The sequence below is a fragment of the Pseudomonas sp. SIMBA_067 genome (assembly GCF_046534675.1).
Classification (GTDB): domain Bacteria; phylum Pseudomonadota; class Gammaproteobacteria; order Pseudomonadales; family Pseudomonadaceae; genus Aquipseudomonas; species Aquipseudomonas putida.
This window is the reverse complement of the sequence record NZ_JAWRYH010000002.1, coordinates 664,892-683,857: the sequence shown is the minus strand read 5'-3', so window position 1 is coordinate 683,857 and position 18,966 is coordinate 664,892. Positions and strand designations below refer to the sequence as shown.

Genomic DNA, 18,966 nt, shown 5'->3' with positions numbered 1-18,966 from the left:
CAACCGCTTGCGATCTTTCGATCGTAGCCCTTTCAGCAGCACCTTAACTACCTAACTCATTGAATCTCAAGGAGTTTATCGTTCCGATGTCGCTGGAAGTGGGGCGCATTATAAGGGGATTCGAAAGGGCGTCAACCTTTAATTTCAAGAAACCTTAATATCGCTGAAAAGCAAAGCAGGGAGGCCTGGCGGCCTCCCTGCTCATATGTAGCACCAGCCGTTTCTACAGCACGCCGGCCTCGCGCAAGCGCTGCACCTCACCTGCCTCTAGCCCCAGCAGCTCCACCAATACCGCCTCGGTATGCTCACCCAGCAGCGGCGGCGCCCGTCGATACTCCACCGGCGTCTCCGACAATCGTATAGGGCTGGCTACCTGCGGCACGCTGCCCGCCAATGGATGCGGAATGTTCACCGCCAACCCACGCGCCAGCACCTGTGGGTCCTGGAACATCTGCGCCAGGTCATTGATAGGCCCGCACGGCACCCCAGCAGCCTCCAGCTGGGCAACCCATTCGGCGGTTGTCTTGAATACCGTGGCCTGGCGAATCAGTGGAATCAGCTCGGCTCTGTTGGCCACCCGCTGCTTATTAGTAAGGAAACGTGGATCGTCCGCCCATTGTGGTTGCCCGGCCACTTCTGCGAACTTGCGGAACTGGCTGTCGTTGCCCACGGTAAGAATGAAGTCGCCGTCCGCCGTAGGGAAGTCCTGGTAGGGCACTATATTAGGGTGCGCGTTGCCCAGGCGCCGAGGCGGGTTGCCTGTGGTCAGGTAATTCATGGCCTGGTTAGCCAGGCAGGCTACTTGTACATCGAGCAACGCCATGTCGACATGCTGGCCCACCCCGGTCTGCTCCCGATGGGCAAGGGCGGCAAGCATGGCTACCGTTGAGTACAGCCCGGTAAGGATGTCGGTAAGCGCCACACCCACCTTGACCGGCCCCGCGCCTTCCTCACCCTCCGGGCGGCCAGTCAGACTCATCAGCCCACCCAGCCCCTGGATCATGAAGTCATAACCCGCACGCTTGGCATACGGCCCAGTCTGGCCGAAACCAGTAATGGAGCAATAGATAAGCTGTGGGTTGATCGCCTTCAGGCTCTGGTAGTCCAGCCCATAGGCCGCCAAACCACCCACCTTGAAGTTCTCGATGACAATATCGGACTTCGCCGCCAACTCACGCACTAGGCGCTGGCCTTCAGGCCGGGTGAAATCGATGGTCACCGAACGCTTGTTGCGGTTGGCCGACAGGTAGTACGCCGCCTCACTGGTGTTCTCACCCTCGGCGTCCTTGAGGAAGGGCGGCCCCCACGCGCGGGTATCGTCACCACTGCCCGGGCGCTCCACCTTTATAACGTCAGCGCCCAGGTCAGCGAGAATCTGGCCAGACCATGGGCCGGCCAACACGCGCGAAAGGTCCAGCACCCGCAGATGTGATAGCGCGCCCATGGGCTGGCTCCTTATTAATAGAAGGCCTGGATACCGGTCTGCGCACGCCCCAGGATCAGTGCATGCACGTCGTGAGTACCTTCATAGGTGTTGACCACCTCAAGGTTTACCAGGTGACGGGCCACGCCAAACTCATCGGAGATGCCGTTGCCACCCAGCATGTCGCGCGCCATGCGGGCGATATCCAGCGCCTTGCCGCAGGAGTTGCGCTTCATGATCGAGGTGATTTCCACGGCAGCGGTGCCTTCATCCTTCATGCGCCCCAAGCGCAGGCAACCCTGCAGTGCCAGGGTGATTTCGGTCTGCATGTCGGCCAGCTTCTTCTGGATCAGCTGGTTGGCAGCCAGAGGGCGGCCGAACTGCTGACGGTCCAGGGTGTACTGACGCGCGGTGTGCCAGCAGGCTTCGGCCGCACCCAGCGCCCCCCATGAGATGCCATACCGGGCAGAGTTGAGGCAGGTGAACGGACCTTTGAGGCCGCGCACATCCGGGAAGATGTTCTCTTCTGGTACGAACACATTGTCCATGACCACTTCACCGGTGATCGAGGCGCGCAGGCCGACCTTGCCGTGGATTGCCGGGGCACTGAGCCCCTGCCAGCCCTTTTCCAGGACAAAGCCGCGGATATCCCCCGCATCGTCCTTGGCCCAGACCACGAACACATCAGCGATCGGGCTGTTGGTGATCCACATCTTGCTGCCGGTCAGCCGGTAACCACCGTCGACCTTCCTGGCACGGGTAATCATCGAGCCAGGGTCGGAGCCATGGTTCGGCTCAGTCAGGCCAAAACAACCGATCCACTCGCCACTGGCCAGCTTGGGCAGGTACTTCTGCTTCTGGGCCTCGGTGCCGAACTCGTTGATGGGCACCATTACCAGCGACGATTGCACGCTCATCATCGAGCGGTAACCTGAGTCGATACGCTCGACCTCTCGGGCGATCAAGCCATAGCACACGTAGTTAAGGCCGCTGCCACCGTACTGTTCGGGAATGGTGGCACCCAGCAGGCCAATTTCCCCCATCTCGCGGAAGATCGCCGGGTCGGTCTGCTCGTGACGGAAAGCCTCGAGCACACGTGGTGCCAGCTTGTCCTGGGCGAACTGATAAGCGCTGTCACGCACCATGCGCTCTTCTTCAGTGAGCTGCTGATCGAGCAGCAGCGGGTCGATCCAGTGGAAGCTTGCTTTACCGGCCATGAGCGAAATCCTCGAAATAGGGGGCAGTTTCTTGTGCCTTTGAGCCTAGGCCTGATCGGCCGCCGGGACAAACGAGGATTGCGCACCAATTAGTGATAATTTGTCACTTCGTAAATCGGTAAAACACCTTATAAACAGCCTTACGAGTGAGGTTGACGTACATGCGCCGCAAGATCCCCAGCACCGCCGCCCTGGTTTGCTTCGAGGCAGCGGCACGCCACGAGAGCTTTACCAAGGCTGCGCAGGAACTCGCCCTGACCCAGGGTGCCGTTTGTCGGCAGATTGGCGGCCTCGAGACCTTCCTAAATGTGGAACTGTTCCGCCGTTCGCGCCGCGGCGTGAAGCTGACCGAGGCCGGTCTTTCCTACAGCCGCCAGGTTGCCGCACAACTGGACGCCGTAGAGCGCGATACCCTGTCGGTGATGGGCCAGCAGGGCGCCAGCGTGATCGAACTGGCCGTAGTGCCTACCTTTGGCACCCAATGGCTGCTTCCGCGCCTCAAGGACTTCCAGCAACGCCACCCGGAAGTCACGGTCAACCTCACCAACCGTACCCGGCCATTCCTGTTCGCCGACACCCCCTTCGATGCCGCTATCTATTTCGGTGATGCCGACTGGTCCGGCACCCAGTCGCACCGGCTGATGGGAGAGAACCCGGTACCCGTCTGCAGCCCGGCACTGCTGGCGGGGCAGGGCATGCTTGAAGCACAGCGCATCGCCCACCTGCCCTTGCTGCAACAAAGCACACGCCCGTATGCCTGGCGGCAGTGGTTCGGCAGTTTGGGGATGAATGTAGAACGCGACATGACAGGCCCGCGTTATGAACTATTCTCGATGCTCGCCCAGGCGGCCATACATGAAATGGGGATCGCGCTGATTCCGCCGTTTCTGATCCAGCGCGAGTTGGGGGAGGGTAGGTTGGTGGTCGCTAACAGGCATGCCCTGATCAGCGACAAGGCCTACTATCTGATGATTCCGGAGCGCAAGGTGGAGTCGGCATCGCTGCGCGCCTTCCGTGACTGGCTGGTGAGCCAGGCCCGGGCCTACACCGCAACAAACTGACCAAGTGCGACAAATTGACTCTGTAGTCAATTATTTTAAACACCTACAGATATATGTATTTGTCGCATATGCATAAACTGTTATGCCAGCGTAAAAACTCCCTTTAACCCTGCTAACCACGCGGCTTTGCGCGGTGTTTTGCGACATTCACCGTGCAATAAGCGAATTAACCGAAATATTTTTGATTTTCTCTCCTAATCTCCCAATAGCCTATGTTTGACGGGCTGGAGCCTTACCGCTGCGACAAGCGGTCACAGGGTGACTTGTAGTTTTAACTTCGTTTCACTCCATAACCGGTTGAAGGCCCCCGGGTTCGTCTGCAAAATGCTTCGCCCGCCCGGGATTCGGCGGGTCGGCGCTCCACAGCCGCCCCAGCGCACCATCCGAAGTGCGCTGGCTCTTACAAAGACAAAAGGTCACCGCAGGAGAAATAGTCGTGCACATTGGTGTTCCTCTCGAGACGCAGACCGGTGAGACAAGGGTCGCTGCGACCCCGGAAACCATCAAGAAACTGATTGGCCAGGGCCATCAGGTCACCGTCCAACGGGGGGCAGGGCTCAACGCCAGCATTCCGGACAGTGCCTATGAGGCCGTGGGCGCTTCCCTTGGGAGCGCAGCCGATGCCTACGGCGCCCAATTGGTACTCAAGGTGGTCGCCCCCAACGACCAGGAGCTGGCCCTGATCAACAGTGGCAGCCTGCTGGCGGGCATGCTCAACCCCTTCAACAGTGACCTGATCGGCAAGATGGCCGAACGCGGCATCACCGCTTTCGCCCTGGAAGCCGCGCCACGCACCTCGCGGGCGCAGAGCCTGGACGTGCTGTCGTCGCAGGCCAACATTGCCGGTTACAAGGCCGTGTTGCTGGCTGCCCATTACTACCCACGCTTCATGCCCATGCTGATGACCGCCGCAGGTACCGTGAAGGCCGCGCGCGTGCTGATCCTGGGGGCGGGTGTTGCCGGCCTGCAGGCCATCGCCACCGCCAAACGCCTGGGTGCAGTGATCGAAGCGTCCGACGTACGCCCGGCCGTGAAGGAGCAGATCGAGTCGCTGGGTGCCAAGTTCATCGACGTGCCTTACGAGACCGATGAGGAACGCGAGTGCGCTGAAGGCGTTGGCGGTTACGCCCGCCCCATGCCAGCCAGCTGGATGCAACGCCAGGCCCAGGCCGTGCACGAGCGCGCCAGGCAAGCGGATATCGTCATCACCACGGCGCTGATCCCAGGCCGCAAGGCACCCACTCTGCTCAGCGCCGAAACCGTTGCGCAGATGAAACCCGGCTCGGTGGTCATCGACCTCGCTGCAGCCCAGGGTGGCAACTGCCCGCTCACCGTTGCTGACCAGGTGGTAAAGGAAAACGGCGTGACGATCGTCGGCCCGACCAACCTGCCGGCCCAGCTGGGTGCCGATGCATCGGCGCTGTATGCGCGCAACCTGCTGGACTTCATGAAGCTGCTGTTCGACAAAGACGGCGCGCTGGTCATCAACCTCGAAGACGACATCGTCGCGGCCTGCCTCATGTGCCGTGATGGTCAAGTCGTCCGCAAGAACGGCTAAGGAGCACGACAATGGAAGACATGCTGATTTCCCATGGCATCTACAACCTCATCATCTTCGTGCTGGCCATCTATGTGGGCTACCACGTGGTGTGGAACGTCACCCCGGCACTGCACACGCCGCTGATGGCCGTGACCAACGCCATCTCTGCCATCGTTATCGTCGGTGCCATGCTGGCCGCCGCCCTCACCGTGACCCCTGCCGGCAAGCTGATGGGCACCCTCGCCGTGGCCCTGGCCGCGGTCAATGTGTTCGGTGGCTTCCTGGTCACCCGCCGCATGCTTGAGATGTTCAAGAAGAAAGCCAAGAACGAGGGGCAGAAGTAAGCATGAGCATGAATCTGGTAACACTTCTGTACCTGGTCGCTTCGGTATGCTTCATCCAGGCGCTCAAAGGCCTGTCGCACCCGACCACGTCGCGGCGCGGCAACCTGTTCGGCATGATCGGCATGGGCATCGCCATGCTCACCACGGTTGGCCTCATCTATAAGCTGGGCGCCGAACTGGCTACCGCGGGTATTGGCTACGTCATCGTCGGCCTGCTGGTCGGTGGTACCGCCGGTTCGATCATGGCCAAGCGCGTCGAGATGACCAAGATGCCGGAACTGGTCGCCTTCATGCACAGCATGATCGGCCTGGCTGCGGTGTTCATCGCCATCGCCGCCGTGCTGGAGCCGCAGTCGATGGGCATCGTTGCCGCAATCAGCGACCCGATCCCCACCGGTAACCGCTTGGAGCTGTTCCTCGGCGCAGCCATCGGTGCAATCACCTTCTCCGGTTCGGTGATCGCCTTCGGCAAGCTGTCGGGCAAGTACAAGTTCCGCCTGTTCCAGGGCGCACCGGTACAGTTCCCCGGCCAGCACAAGCTGAACCTGATCCTGGGTCTGACCACCATCGCCTTGGGCCTGCTGTTTACCTTCACTGGTCATTACAGCGCCTTCACCCTGATGCTAGCCCTGGCCTTCGTCATGGGCGTGCTGATCATCATCCCGATCGGCGGCGCCGACATGCCAGTGGTGGTGTCGATGCTCAACAGCTATTCGGGCTGGGCGGCGGCCGGTATCGGCTTCTCGCTGAACAACTCGATGCTGATCATCGCAGGCTCCCTGGTGGGTTCGTCCGGTGCCATCCTCTCGTACATCATGTGCAAGGCGATGAACCGGTCGTTCTTCAACGTCATCCTCGGTGGCTTTGGCGGCGATACCGACGCCGGCGCAGCGCAAGGCTCGAAAGAGCAGCGCCCGGTGAAGTCCGGTTCGGCCGACGATGCCACCTTCCTGCTCAGCAACGCCGACAGCGTGATCATCGTCCCGGGTTATGGCCTGGCGGTGGCCCGTGCCCAGCACGCGCTGAAGGAGCTGACCGAGAAGCTGACCCACAACGGCGTGACCGTGAAGTATGCCATCCACCCCGTGGCGGGCCGCATGCCCGGGCACATGAACGTGCTGCTGGCCGAGGCCGAAGTACCGTACGATCAGGTGTTCGAGATGGACGACATCAACGCCGAGTTCGGCCAGGCTGACGTGGTGCTGGTGCTGGGCGCCAACGACGTGGTCAACCCGGCGGCGAAGAACGACCCCAAATCGCCAATCGCCGGCATGCCAATCCTCGAAGCGTTCAAGGCCAAGACCATCATCGTCAACAAGCGCTCCATGGCCAGCGGCTACGCCGGCTTGGACAACGAACTGTTCTACCTGGACAAGACCATGATGGTGTTCGGTGATGCCAAGAAGGTCATCGAAGACATGGTGAAGGCGGTGGAGTGAGAAACGCCGCTGCAAACCAACTGATATAAAGGAAGCCCCGGTCAGATTCTGCCGGGGCTTTGCTTTTATTGATCCGGATCAACGGCTCTACTTCAAGGCTTCTCATACGACCATGGTCGTGGGACGGCAATGGGCTAAATCTCTAGACTGCGCTGCAGTAGTTTCAGTAGCCCGAGATAACAATCCATGTACCGTGATCGTATCCGCTTGTCCTCCCTGCACAGCAAGGTAATGAGTGCGGCTGATGCCGCTGGTCTGATCGAGGACGGCATGACTGTCGGCATGAGCGGTTTCACCCGCGCCGGCGAAGCCAAGGCCGTACCGCATGCACTGGCCGAACGTGCCAAGCAGTCGCCACTGAAAATCAGCCTGATGACCGGCGCCAGCCTGGGCAACGACCTGGACAAGCAGCTGACCGAGGCCGGCGTGCTGGCTCGCCGAATGCCGTTCCAGGTCGACAGCACCCTGCGCAAGGCCATCAACGACGGCCAGGTGATGTTCATCGACCAGCACCTGTCGGAAACCGTCGAGCAACTGCGCAACCAGCAGCTGAAGCTGCCGGACATCGCAGTCATCGAAGCGGTGGCCATCACCGAGCAAGGCCACATCGTGCCAACCACGTCGGTAGGCAACTCGGCCAGCTTCGCGATCTTTGCCAAGCAGGTGATTGTCGAGATCAACCTCTCGCACAACCCCAACCTCGAAGGCCTGCACGACATCTATATCCCGACCTACCGCCCGACCCGCACGCCAATCCCGCTGGTCAAGGTCGACGACCGCATCGGCAGCACCGCCATCCCGATCGACCCGGCCAAGATTGTCGGCATTGTCATCAGCAACCAGCCGGACTCACCGTCCACCGTACTGCCGCCGGATGACGAAACCCAGGGCATCGCCGACCACCTGATCAACTTCCTCAAGAATGAAGTTGAAGCCGGCCGCATGACCAACAAGCTCGGCCCGCTGCAAGCCGGTATCGGCAGCATCGCCAACGCGGTGATGTGCGGCCTGATCGAGTCGCCGTTCGAAGACCTGACCATGTACTCCGAAGTACTGCAGGACTCCACCTTCGACCTGATCGACGCCGGCAAGCTGAGCTTCGCGTCGGGCAGCTCGATCACCTTGTCCGGCCGCCGCAATGCCGACGTTTTCGGCAACCTGGAGCGGTACAAGGACAAGCTGGTGCTGCGCCCGCAAGAAATCTCCAACCACCCGGAAGTGGTACGTCGCTTGGGCATCATTGGTATCAACACCGCCCTGGAGTTCGATATCTACGGCAACGTCAACTCCACCCACGTGTGCGGTACCCGGATGATGAACGGCATTGGCGGCTCGGGCGACTTCGCCCGCAACGCCCACCTGGCAGTATTCGTCACCAAGTCGATTGCCAAAGGCGGCGCGATTTCCAGCGTGGTGCCGATGGTCAGCCATGTCGACCACACCGAGCACGACGTGGACATCCTGGTCACCGAGCAAGGCCTGGCCGACCTGCGTGGCCTGGCGCCACGCGAGCGGGCACGGGCGATCATCGACAACTGTGTGCACCCAGACTACCGCGCAGCGCTGAACGACTACTTCGATCGCGCCTGCCAGCGCGGTGGCCATACCCCGCACATCCTGCGTGAAGCGCTGAGCTGGCACGAGAACCTGGAAGAAACTGGCCGTATGCTGGCTAGCTGACCCCCACACCGGACGGAACGGCGGCCCTGCTTCTGCTGTTCCGGCCTCTTCGCGGGCTTGCCCGCCCCCACAGGTCAGGCGCAGCCCTATGCGCAGCACATCACCTGTGGGAGCGGGCAAGCCCGCGAAAGAGCCATAACAGTCAAATCCCTGTGCTAGAACACCCCACCCCCAACAGCGAAACAAACTGTACTACTGTACTGGTCGTATCGCTGCGTCTCGCCTGAGCAATCCCCTGTCTAGCATGAAAATGCACCAACAAAGTGCAGACCAGTACAGTTGCGCCTATTTGGAGTGCAACAGTAGGGTTACACAGTTAACTGAGCCATCGTCTTACTGCATAACTGTATCTACTGTTATGGACAGCAGGGGAGGATCATTGGCATCAGTTAAATCACTACCTAATCCCGCCATAAGCGGAAGGATGAAGCATCATGGAACGTACCCTCAGTTCCGGTCTGGTTTTTGAAAGCAACGCCCAGCAATCCAACGCCTCGATGCCGCTGCGCGCACTGTCCACCCTGCTGCTGTGGCAGCGCCGCATGGCCAGCCGCCGTCAACTGGCTCGCCTGGACAGCCGTCTGCTGGCCGACGCCGGCATCAGCGAGTCGCAGCGTTACGAAGAGCTGAGCAAGCCTTTCTGGCGCTAAGCACCGGCTTGCCGGTTTCGGCCGGCACCGCTAATTCCCAAACCCGTTGCAGGTAACTGCGACGGGTTTTTTATTTCCAGGCCGCACGCTAGAGCCGCTCGTAAGCTTACCAGTACAGTTTTAAATAAACCAAAACAGACAGGTACAGTTAATTGGCGTGCCGTTCATTAACCTCCACAAACAACGGCGCGTGATACGCTTGGCTTAACAGTCTGTTGAAACCCACTGTTAAACGTACCGCGACGAGCTGTGTGAGCGTCCGATAAGCAGAACCACTCGATCCTAGTCCAGGAGTCCACCATCATGTCCCGTAAACACCTGATTGGCGCCGCCCTGATGCTGAGCCTGGCCGGCACCGCACACGCCACCAGCTTCGTTGTCACCACCGATGCCGTCGTTGGCGCAGTGGCCGCGTCCACCGATGCCACCTCCGATATCTCCTCATCGTTCCGTGACGACAAGATTGTCCAGGCCGCCCGTGACGACGCCGCCAGCTTCGTTGGCAGCCAGGGCGACATCCGCGGTGCCAAGCTGGAAAGCGCTTTCCTGCACATCCGCTCGCAGATGCCGGCCCTGCAAGCAAGCGATGCACAACTGGCCCAGGCCATCCTGGCGCTCTGACCCCGGCTGAGCCGTTCAGCTGTGCGGGTTTCCACACGCACAGCTGCACCCGCCTTTGTCGCCCACGTTCCCAGCCGTTGTAGAGCCCATGCGTTATCTGTTGCCGCTGCTGTTCTCCGTTGCAGGTATGGCCAGTGCCCATGCCATGGATACCACCACGCAAAGCCTGGTCATCACTGGCTATGTCACCAGCCAGGTCACCAGCGCACCGTTTGATCGCAAACTGGTCCGCCAGGCACGCGACGATGCTGCCGCCTTCGTTGCCAGTGACGGCCAGATCCGCGGTGTGCGGCTGGAGGCCGCGCTGGAATCATTACGCCACAATTGTTCACAGCACGCCGTCGGCGATCTGGAACTGGCGCAGGCAATTCTCGTCCAATAGCTACATCTGACTCCCTGTATTTTTTCGGAGATGCTCCATGCGTAAACCGCTGATTGCCGCTACCCTCGGCATGCTGCTGCTGGCCGACCTGGCCCATGCACAGACCTTGGTGGCCACCAGCAACATCATCGTGCGTGCCTTTGGCCGCTCGATCGACTTCACCTCAGACACCACCACCTCAATTCGCGACTCCAAAGTGGTACGCGAAGCCCACGATGACGCCGCCAGCTTCGTCGCCAGCAATGGCGACATTCGGGGTGTCCAGCTTGAGGCCGCCTTCAGCACCCTGCGCGAGCGTGTACCAGAAGCACGCGGCGCCAGCGACCAGGTACTGGCCGAAGCCATCCTCGCGCTGTGAACCGCATGCGTACCTGGCTGCTCGGCTGCGCCCTGACGCTGCTCGGTACGCCCGCATTGGCCGACCTGCAGCTCCAGCTGCAGGCATCCGGCCTCGACCCAGAACAAACCCAAGCCACCCAGGCCTTGCTTGACGAGGCCATGGGCAAGCTGCCCCCTCGCTTCAAGCAGCAGCTGGACCGCCGCGTGCGGGTGAGCTGGAGCGACACCATGCCGGCCGATGCCTACGGCCAGGCATCGCTGGTGTCCACCCTTGAGCTCAACCGTCGCTTGCTGCCCAGCCTCACCGACGGCAGCGCAGCCACCGAGCGCACCAACCGCCCACACGGCACCGTACGTGAAGAACTGCTGGCCACCGTGTTGCACGAGCTCACCCATATCTACGACCGTGCCCGCCTGTGGACCGGTGCGGAAAATTCGCTGATTGCCCGCTGCAAGCGCCAGCAAGGCACGCTGGGCAAGATTGGCCTGCCCGAAGAATGCCGCGGCCAGGCCGAGCGCCGCTTCACCCTCAGCGATGACCCGCGCCTGCTCGACCTGGCCGGCTGGCAGCAATACGTGGGCCGACGCGGGGAGCGCGAACAGCAGAATGGCCAATTCGTGCGCAGCCCCGACAGCTATGAGCTGAGCAGCCCCAAGGAGTACATCGCGGTCAACATGGAGTACTTCCTCCTCGACCCGAGCTACGGCTGCCGCCGCCCGGCGCTCAACCAATACCTGCGCGAACACTTCGGCTGGGCACCCCAACAGGACACTTGCGCCAAGGGCCTGCCGTTCATCAACGCGGGCAGCGACTTCGCCCGCCAGCCGCTGGGTGAAATCGACCCCGAGCGGGTGTATGAAGTGGATTACCTGCTGGCCGAAGCCAACCAGAACCTGGTCAGCCGGTGGGGCCACAGCATGCTGCGCCTGGTGATCTGCAAGCCCGGCCGCCCACGCGGGCCGGACTGCCGCCTGGACCTCGACCAGAGCCTGGTGCTGTCGTACCGCGCCTTCGTCAACGACGTGCAGCTGTCCAGCTGGGACGGCCTGGTCGGTGTCTACCCCTCGCGATTGTTCGTACTGCCGCTGGGCCAGGTGATCGATGAGTACACCAAGACCGAACTGCGTAGCCTGGCCTCGGTACCCCTGAAGCTCAGCCGCGATGAAGTCGAGAACCTGGTGCGTCAGGCCGCCGAGATGCACTGGAGCTATGACGGCAACTATTGGTTCCTGTCCAACAACTGTGCGGTGGAGTCACTGAAACTGCTGCGCAGCGGCACCGCCAACCCACGCCTGAACGACCTCGACAGCATCATGCCCAACGGTTTGCTGGCCGTGCTCAAGGGCAGGGGGCTGGCCGACACCAGCGTACTCGACGACCCACGCGAGGCGTTGCGCCTGGGCTACCGCTTCGACTCCTACCGCGACCGCTACCAGGCCATGTTCGAGGTACTGAGGAAACAGCTGCCGATCAAGCAAACCCTGGTTGAAGACTGGCTGGCCCAGGATGCCGAACAGCGCCGCCCCTGGTTCGCCAAGGCCGACCTGCGCACCAGCGCTGCGTTGCTGCTGCTTGAACAGGCCAGCTTGCGCCGGCAACTGCTACTGGCACAGGACGAGGTCAAGCAACGTTACCTGAATGCCGCGGCGCTGAAAGATGGCAGCATCAACAAAGCTGACGCCACCCTCAAGCAGATGCTCGCCAACAGCGGTTTCCTCAGCCGCCCGGCAGAGTTGCTCGATGCCAAGGGCTACGGGCTGCCACAACCCGAAGAGCGCAAGCACCTCGAGCAGGTCAGCAGCGAACGCCAGGCGCAGCTGCTGCGCTTGAGCACCAGCCTGGACAAAGAGGTGAGGGCGCTGCTGGAACCATCACGGGCCAAGGAAATTGCCGCGGTCGAGGCCAATGTGAAGCAGATCGGAGAGCATTTGCGGGCGCTGCACAAAGCTGCGGGTGGCCTGCAATTGTGATGTTGCCGGTGCCGACCTCTTCGCGGGTAAATCCGCTCCTACAGGGGCATGCGTAGCCTGTCGGAGCGGGTTTACCCGCGAAGAGGCCAGCACAGGCAGTACAAAGCCTACAGGCTCTCCTGCGCCTCCGACGGCAAATCCTCATCCAGATGCAACCAGGGCAACCGGCTGCCCACCCAGATATGCCGGTTGGCCCGCACCCGCTCCGGGTGATCCAGCGTCGCCACCGTCACGTCGATCGTCTCAGGGCTGTGCGTGGTCACCAGCGCGACGTGCGCCCCACACTGCCCGCAGAAGTACCGGCTGCAACTGGCCGGTGCCACATAGCAGTTCGGTTCACCCGCCAGCCACACAAACCCCGAACGGGGCAAGGTGAGCCAGGTCACCACCAGCCCACCGCTTACCCGGCGGCAAATCGTGCAGTGGCAGTGGGCAATGTCTGTCAGGTCACCCTCCAACCGGTAACGCAAGGCGCCGCAATGGCAGCCCCCTTCGGTCACATTCTGCATCACCTACCTCTCGTCGCCTTTGCCTCAGCGAAAGCTGGCTGAAAGCTTGCCCTCATAGGATAGCCGCCACTACCGGCACTAGACCGGTCAGCCAGGGCACCCGGTAAACACCGCGCCCGGCCCAATCAACAACAACAATGGTGATTCTGATGTATTCCTGTGCCCGCCTTCCTGCAGTACCCCTTCGCATGCTCCCTGCGCAGCGCCTGACGCGCTGATCCGCCCGAATCGACTTTCCTTTCGCCGCGCCACGCCTGGAGTATTGCCATGCTGACCTTCCTCGGCTTTGCCATGGTCATCACCTTCATGTACCTGATCATGACCAAGCGCCTGTCGGCCTTGATCGCACTGATCCTGGTACCAATCCTGTTCGCCCTGTTCGGCGGTTTCTCCGCCAAGATCGGCCCCATGATGCTCGAAGGCATCAGCAAGCTCGCACCTACCGGCGTGATGCTGATGTTCGCCATCCTCTACTTCGCCCTGATGATCGACTCCGGCCTGTTCGACCCGGCCGTGCGCAAGATCCTCAAACTGGTCAAGGGCGACCCGCTCAAAGTCTCGGTCGGTACCGCCGTGCTGGCCCTGGTGGTCTCGCTCGACGGTGACGGCGCCACCACCTACATGATCTGCTGCGCCGCCATGCTGCCGATGTACAGCCGCCTGGGCATGAGCCCGCGGATCATGGCCGGCCTTATCATCCTCGCCGGCGGCGTGATGAACATGACCCCTTGGGGTGGCCCGACCGCCCGCGCCGCCAGTGCCCTGCATGTGGACCCTTCGGACATCTTCGTGCCGATGATCCCGGCCATGCTGTTCGGCGTGGTGGCGATCCTGGCCATTGCCTACATGTACGGCAAGCGTGAACGTGCCCGCCTGGGCGAACTGCACCTGCCGACCGACGACATCGACCACAGCGAAATCACCGTTTCGCAATTCCCGGAAGCACGCCGGCCCAAGCTGCTGTACTTCAACGGTGCCCTTACCGCCGCCCTGATGGCCGCGCTGATCGCCGGCGTGCTGCCACTGCCCGTGCTGTTCATGATCGCCTTCAGCATCGCCATGATCGTCAACTACCCGTGCCTGCAGCAGCAGAAGGACCGCGTCGCCGCCCACGCCGGCAGCGTTCTGGCCGTGACCGGGCTGATCTTCGCTGCTGGCATCTTCACCGGCATCCTGTCGGGTACCGGCATGGTCGACGCCATGTCCAAGAGCCTGCTGGCCGTCATCCCCGAAGCGCTGGGCCCGTACCTGGCGGTAATCACCGCGATCGTGAGCATGCCGTTCACCTTCTTCATGTCCAACGATGCCTTCTACTACGGCGTATTGCCGGTGCTGGCCGAAGCCGCCAGCCACTACGGCATCACCCCGGTAGAAATGGCCCGTGCGTCGATCGTCGGGCAACCGGTACACCTGCTCAGCCCACTGGTACCCTCCACCTACCTGCTGGTGGCCCTGGCCGGCATCGAGTTCGGCGATCATCAGCGCTTCACGCTCAAGTGGGCAGTGCTGGTGTGCCTGTGCATAATGCTCGCCGCGCTGCTGATGGGGATTTTCCCGCTGTTCAGTAGTCTTTAATACATACGTATAACCTACGCAACGCGCCCTGACTGGGGCGCGTTGCCATTACCGCTCGAAGGAAATTACATGGAATGGCTGACCAGCCCGGAAATCTGGGTTGCCTTTTTTACCCTCACCGCGCTTGAGATCGTCCTCGGGATCGACAACATCATCATGATCTCGATCCTGGTCAGCCGCATGCCCAAGCACATGCAGCCGCGCACCCGGATCTTCGGCCTGGCCCTGGCCATGGTCACCCGTATCCTGCTGCTGCTGTCGATCACTTGGGTCATGCGCCTCACTGCCGACCTGTTCGTGGTGTTCGGCCAGGGCATCTCCGGACGGGACCTGATCCTGTTCTTCGGTGGCCTGTTCCTGCTGTGGAAAAGCTCGCAAGAGATCTACCACGGCCTGGAAGGCGAAGATGAAAGCCCGGATGAGCCCAAAGGCGCGGGTGGCAAGTTCTTCTATACCATCATCCAGATCGCCATCATCGACATCGTGTTCTCGCTGGACTCGGTAATCACCGCAGTGGGCATGGTTTCTCACGTGCCGGTGATGATCGCCGCCATCGTCGTAGCCGTGCTGGTGATGATGCTGTGCGCCGGTGCCATCAGCAATTTCATCGACAAACACCCGTCGCTGAAGATGCTCGCACTGTCGTTCCTGATCGTGGTCGGTACCGTGCTGATCGCCGAGGCTTTCGAGGTGCACGTACCTAAGGGTTACGTCTACTTCGCCATGGCGTTCTCGCTGGCGGTGGAAGCTATCAACATCCGCATGCGCACCGCCTCAGCCCGCAAAGAGGGCAAAGAGCAAGACCCAGTGAAACTGCGCAAAGACATTCCGGGTCAATAAAACCCGGAAGTGCAAAACAGAAAGGGCCCTTCGCAGGGCCCTTTTTTCATGTCTGATCGGTTTCAAACAAATGACAGCCATGCGAAGCTGGCGACAGCTGCGCAAAACAACTAAAGCTTTGAGTGAGCACTGAAAATTCTTCAAAAGCTCACGTATCTTTTCTTGGCCCGGTGGGCCAGTGCAACAGGGGGCCTTCGCCATGCTGACCCTGCTCAACCTGCTCTCAGCCGTGACGCTTCTGGTCTGGGGCACCCATATCGTGCGTACCGGCATCCTCCGGGTATTCGGCTCGAACCTGCGGCGCATCATCAGCCAGAACATGGACAAGCGACCGCTGGCGTTCATCGCCGGCATTCTGGTCACCGCCATGGTGCAGAGCAGTAACGCCACGGCCATGTTGGTCACATCTTTCGTCGGTCAGGGCCTGATGGCCATGACCCCGGCCCTGGCGATCATGCTGGGTGCCGATGTGGGTACCGCGCTGATGGCCCGTGTACTGACCTTCGACCTGTCGTGGCTGTCACCGCTGCTGATCTTCCTGGGTGTAATCTTCTTCCTCTCGCGCAAGCAGACACGGGCAGGCCAACTGGGCCGGGTTGGTATCGGGCTTGGCCTGATCATTCTGGCACTGGAGCTGATCGTGCAGGCAGCTGCGCCGATCACCCATGCCCAAGGCGTGAAAGTGCTGTTCGCTTCACTAACCGGCGACATCATGCTGGACGCCTTGGTCGGCGCCATGTTCGCCATGGTTTCCTATTCCAGCCTGGCCGCCGTGCTGCTCACCGCAACGTTGGCAGGCGCCGAAGTCATCAGCCTGCCGGTGGCGATCGGCCTGGTGGTCGGCGCCAACATCGGCAGTGGCTTGCTGGCCTTCCTCAGCACCAGCATGCAGAACACTGCCGGGCGCCGGGTGGCGTTGGGCAGCCTGCTGTACAAGCTACTCGGCCTGCTGCTGATCATTCCCGTGCTGCACCCGCTGGTGGAGTGGATGGACTCGCTCAGCTTCAGTCCGCAAGAGCTGGTGATCGGCTTCCACCTGCTCTACAACACACTGCGCTGCCTGCTGATGCTACCCACAGTCAAACTGATGGGCCGGCTGTGCAATACCCTGCTGCCCGAGCGCGAAGCCGGCAACGGACAAGTGCGCCCACGCCACCTCGACGCCTCGGCACTGGAAACGCCCAGCCTGGCCTTGGCCAACGCCTGCCGCGAAACCCTGCGCCTGGGCGATATCGTCGACAGCCTGCTCGAAGCCGTGCTCGGTGCCCTGCGCGGCACCCAGACCGCCCTGCCGCAGCAGGTCCGCGTCCTGGGCGAAGACGCCGAGGCCCTGTACAGCGCGATCAAGCTGTACCTGGCGCAAATGTCGCGCGAGGACCTCAGCGAGCCGGACAACCGCCGCTGGGCCGAGATCATCGAGCTGGCGATCAACCTCAAGCTGGCCTGCGACCTGATCGAGCGCATGCTACGCAAGGTCCAGCAGCAGAAAACCAGTCAGCGCCGGGAGTTTTCCCAGACAGGCCTGGAGGAGCTCACCGGCCTGCAGGAGCAATTACTGGCCAACCTGCGCCTGGGCCTGTCGGTGTTTCTCAGTGCCGACCCGGAGAGCGCCCGCTTGCTGCTGCGTGAAAAACGCCGTTTTCGCGCCCAGGAACGGCGCTTGGCGCACGCCCATGTCAGCCGCTTGCAGCGTAAGGTGGTGCAAAGTATCGAGACCAGTTCGCTACACTTGGAGCTGATTGCCGACATGAAGCGGTTGAACTCTTTGTTCTGCAGCAGTGCCTATGTGGTACTGGGCGGCTCGGACACCGGCGGCCTGATGCTCGACAGCGTGCCGGACGAAGCCCGTCTGCCCTGATTTTGCCTACCAGAGGATTCTCGCTCGCCCATGCGTTGCCTGATGTTCGTTTGCCTGCTGATCTGCAGCCTGCCCTCATTGGCCCTCGACCGCTCACGCGTTGAGGGCTACCTGCTGCCCAACGGCCTGCAGGTCATCCTGAAAGACGGCTACGAGCGTGACCATGTGGCGATCCGCCTGGTGGTAGGGGTAGGCCTGGACGACTTCGATTGCGAGCAGAAAGAACTGCCGCACCTGCTTGAGCACCTGCTGTTCAGCGGCATCGACGAAACAGGCGAGGGCGGCCTGGAAGAGCGCTTGCAAACCCTGGGCGGCGAGTGGAACGCCTATACCAGCAGCGCCGACACCACCTTCGTGATCGAAGCCCCGGCGCGCAACCAGCGCAAGGTACTCGACCTGCTGCTGGCGGTCATCCGCGACACCCCTATCGATGCCAAGGCCCTGGCCACCGCCAAGCGCATCATCGAACGCGAAGATGGCGGCCATTATGGCCACCTGCAGCGCTGGCTCGACCGCCAGGACATCGGTCACCCCGCCAGCGATCAGCTGGCCACCGAGCTGGGCCTGAAATGCCCGGAGCGCTCCAATATCGACGACATGACCCTGGAGCAGGTGCAAGCCTTGCGTGACCGCTGGTACGCGGCCAACAACATGACCCTGATCATGGTCGGCGGCCTCGACCGCCTGCTGCCGGCTTATCTGGAACGCACCTTTGGCGAACTGCCAGCCACCGAACCGGAGGAGCGCCGCAACCTGGAGAGCATCACCCACCAGGCCGAACAACGTCGCGACCTGACCCGGGGCTGGCTGGGTGACAGCGTCAAACTGCACTGGCTGTTCATCGAGCCGGTGCTGGACAACGACCACCAGGCCACCCTCGACCTGCTGTCGCGCTACCTGGACTGGGCGCTGTACGACCAGCTACGCCTGCGCAACGGGCTGTCCTACGGTCCCTCGGTGCAGCGTGAGAGCTTTGGCGACACCGGCCTGCTCAGCCTCAACGCCGACCTTGAGCGCGATGACATCGACAAAGCGGTAAAGGTAATGCAGGCCCTGTTCGAGCACCTGCGCAAGGAAGGCCTGGACCCGGACACCTTCGCCCGCATCAAGGACGCTAGCGTCGCCAAGGAAAGCTGGAGCACCCAAGGCAACAGCGCCCTGGCCGACTATTACTGGGGCGCGCTGAACGACTATACCGACGGGCGTTTTGCCAACCCGGTGCGCAAGCTGCGCCAGGTCAGCCTGAAACAGGCCAACGCGGCGCTGAAAGAACTGCTCAGGGAAGAGGGCTACCTGCGTATCGAGAAGCCGTTGCTTGGCTACGACGAGCTTTACGGGCTGGCCGCCTTGCTTGTGGGGCTGATACTGGCGGCAGGGTTGCTGCGCTGGCGACGGCATGGGCCTGAACGGCCGAGTGGTGCTACACGGGAGCGGTGAATCGGCGGTATCCTTTTGCCAGTACCGGCCCCTTCGCGGGCGTTATCGCCGAACCCTGTGGGAGCGGGCAAGCCCGCGAA

Annotated in this window: 17 protein-coding genes; 14 read left to right on the top strand and 3 right to left on the bottom strand. The window is 61.7% G+C overall.

All coding sequences use genetic code 11. The annotated features are described in order from the left end of the window. Positions 1 to 223: 223 nt before the first annotated feature. Positions 224 to 1,444, bottom strand: coding sequence for a CaiB/BaiF CoA transferase family protein (locus SB765_RS08445; protein WP_410931181.1), 1,221 nt, complete (start codon positions 1,442 to 1,444; stop codon positions 224 to 226). Between the two features lie 14 nt (positions 1,445 to 1,458). Then, the gene (locus SB765_RS08440; RefSeq protein ID WP_016497451.1) at positions 1,459 to 2,640 is read right to left on the bottom strand and encodes an acyl-CoA dehydrogenase; all 1,182 of its coding nucleotides are present in this window, start codon (positions 2,638 to 2,640) and stop codon (positions 1,459 to 1,461) included. Positions 2,641 to 2,801: 161 nt separating this feature from the next. Here SB765_RS08440 and SB765_RS08435 point away from each other — a divergent pair, with 161 nt between their 5' ends. The 10 genes from SB765_RS08435 (at position 2,802) to SB765_RS08390 (ending at position 12,667) form a co-directional block, all read left to right on the top strand. Further along, the gene (locus SB765_RS08435; protein ID WP_410931180.1) at positions 2,802 to 3,701 is read left to right on the top strand and encodes a LysR family transcriptional regulator; all 900 of its coding nucleotides are present in this window, start codon (positions 2,802 to 2,804) and stop codon (positions 3,699 to 3,701) included. A gap of 436 nt (positions 3,702 to 4,137) precedes the next feature. Beyond that, positions 4,138 to 5,259, top strand: coding sequence for a Re/Si-specific NAD(P)(+) transhydrogenase subunit alpha (locus SB765_RS08430; protein ID WP_341797240.1), 1,122 nt, complete (start codon positions 4,138 to 4,140; stop codon positions 5,257 to 5,259). A gap of 11 nt (positions 5,260 to 5,270) precedes the next feature. Beyond that, a complete protein-coding gene (locus SB765_RS08425; protein ID WP_016484308.1) occupies positions 5,271 to 5,585 on the top strand; it encodes an NAD(P) transhydrogenase subunit alpha in 315 nt (104 codons plus the stop codon). 2 nt (positions 5,586 to 5,587) lie between these two features. Then, positions 5,588 to 7,024: an NAD(P)(+) transhydrogenase (Re/Si-specific) subunit beta gene (locus tag SB765_RS08420; RefSeq protein WP_016497448.1), complete on the top strand. Its 1,437-nt coding sequence runs from the start codon at positions 5,588 to 5,590 to the stop codon at positions 7,022 to 7,024. A gap of 186 nt (positions 7,025 to 7,210) precedes the next feature. Beyond that, complete coding sequence (locus SB765_RS08415; RefSeq protein WP_049273105.1) at positions 7,211 to 8,704, top strand: acetyl-CoA hydrolase/transferase family protein; 1,494 nt, start codon at positions 7,211 to 7,213, stop codon at positions 8,702 to 8,704. 434 nt (positions 8,705 to 9,138) lie between these two features. Then, the gene (locus SB765_RS08410; RefSeq protein ID WP_012269957.1) at positions 9,139 to 9,354 is read left to right on the top strand and encodes a DUF1127 domain-containing protein; all 216 of its coding nucleotides are present in this window, start codon (positions 9,139 to 9,141) and stop codon (positions 9,352 to 9,354) included. Between the two features lie 303 nt (positions 9,355 to 9,657). Then, positions 9,658 to 9,975 carry a DUF2388 domain-containing protein gene (locus SB765_RS08405; protein ID WP_019473444.1) on the top strand — a complete coding sequence of 106 codons (318 nt, stop codon included), beginning with the start codon at positions 9,658 to 9,660 and terminating at the stop codon, positions 9,973 to 9,975. An 88-nt stretch (positions 9,976 to 10,063) separates the two neighbouring features. Then, entirely contained in the window at positions 10,064 to 10,357 is a 294-nt protein-coding gene (locus tag SB765_RS08400; protein ID WP_019473445.1) for a DUF2388 domain-containing protein, read from the top strand. A 37-nt stretch (positions 10,358 to 10,394) separates the two neighbouring features. Further along, on the top strand, positions 10,395 to 10,715 hold the full coding sequence (locus tag SB765_RS08395) for a DUF2388 domain-containing protein (RefSeq protein ID WP_019473446.1): 321 nt from the start codon (positions 10,395 to 10,397) through the stop codon (positions 10,713 to 10,715). Next, the gene (locus SB765_RS08390) at positions 10,712 to 12,667 is read left to right on the top strand and encodes a DUF4105 domain-containing protein (RefSeq protein ID WP_410931179.1); all 1,956 of its coding nucleotides are present in this window, start codon (positions 10,712 to 10,714) and stop codon (positions 12,665 to 12,667) included. The genes SB765_RS08395 and SB765_RS08390 overlap by 4 nt, the downstream gene beginning before the upstream one ends. 107 nt (positions 12,668 to 12,774) lie before the next feature. Here the strand turns inward: SB765_RS08390 and SB765_RS08385 are convergent, their stop codons facing one another. Then, the gene (locus tag SB765_RS08385; RefSeq protein ID WP_410931178.1) at positions 12,775 to 13,176 is read right to left on the bottom strand and encodes a GFA family protein; all 402 of its coding nucleotides are present in this window, start codon (positions 13,174 to 13,176) and stop codon (positions 12,775 to 12,777) included. Positions 13,177 to 13,443: 267 nt separating this feature from the next. Here SB765_RS08385 and SB765_RS08380 point away from each other — a divergent pair, with 267 nt between their 5' ends. The 4 genes from SB765_RS08380 to SB765_RS08365 all read left to right on the top strand — a co-directional run bounded on the left by SB765_RS08380 (position 13,444) and on the right by SB765_RS08365 (position 18,886). Beyond that, complete coding sequence (locus tag SB765_RS08380) at positions 13,444 to 14,751, top strand: CitMHS family transporter (protein ID WP_410931177.1); 1,308 nt, start codon at positions 13,444 to 13,446, stop codon at positions 14,749 to 14,751. A 69-nt stretch (positions 14,752 to 14,820) separates the two neighbouring features. Continuing rightward, entirely contained in the window at positions 14,821 to 15,591 is a 771-nt protein-coding gene (locus tag SB765_RS08375; protein WP_341797236.1) for a TerC family protein, read from the top strand. A 199-nt stretch (positions 15,592 to 15,790) separates the two neighbouring features. Further along, positions 15,791 to 17,449, top strand: a complete 1,659-nt coding sequence (locus tag SB765_RS08370; protein WP_341797235.1) for a Na/Pi cotransporter family protein — start codon at positions 15,791 to 15,793, stop codon at positions 17,447 to 17,449. A 30-nt stretch (positions 17,450 to 17,479) separates the two neighbouring features. Continuing rightward, positions 17,480 to 18,886, top strand: a complete 1,407-nt coding sequence (locus SB765_RS08365; protein WP_341797234.1) for a M16 family metallopeptidase — start codon at positions 17,480 to 17,482, stop codon at positions 18,884 to 18,886. Positions 18,887 to 18,966 lie beyond the last annotated feature (80 nt).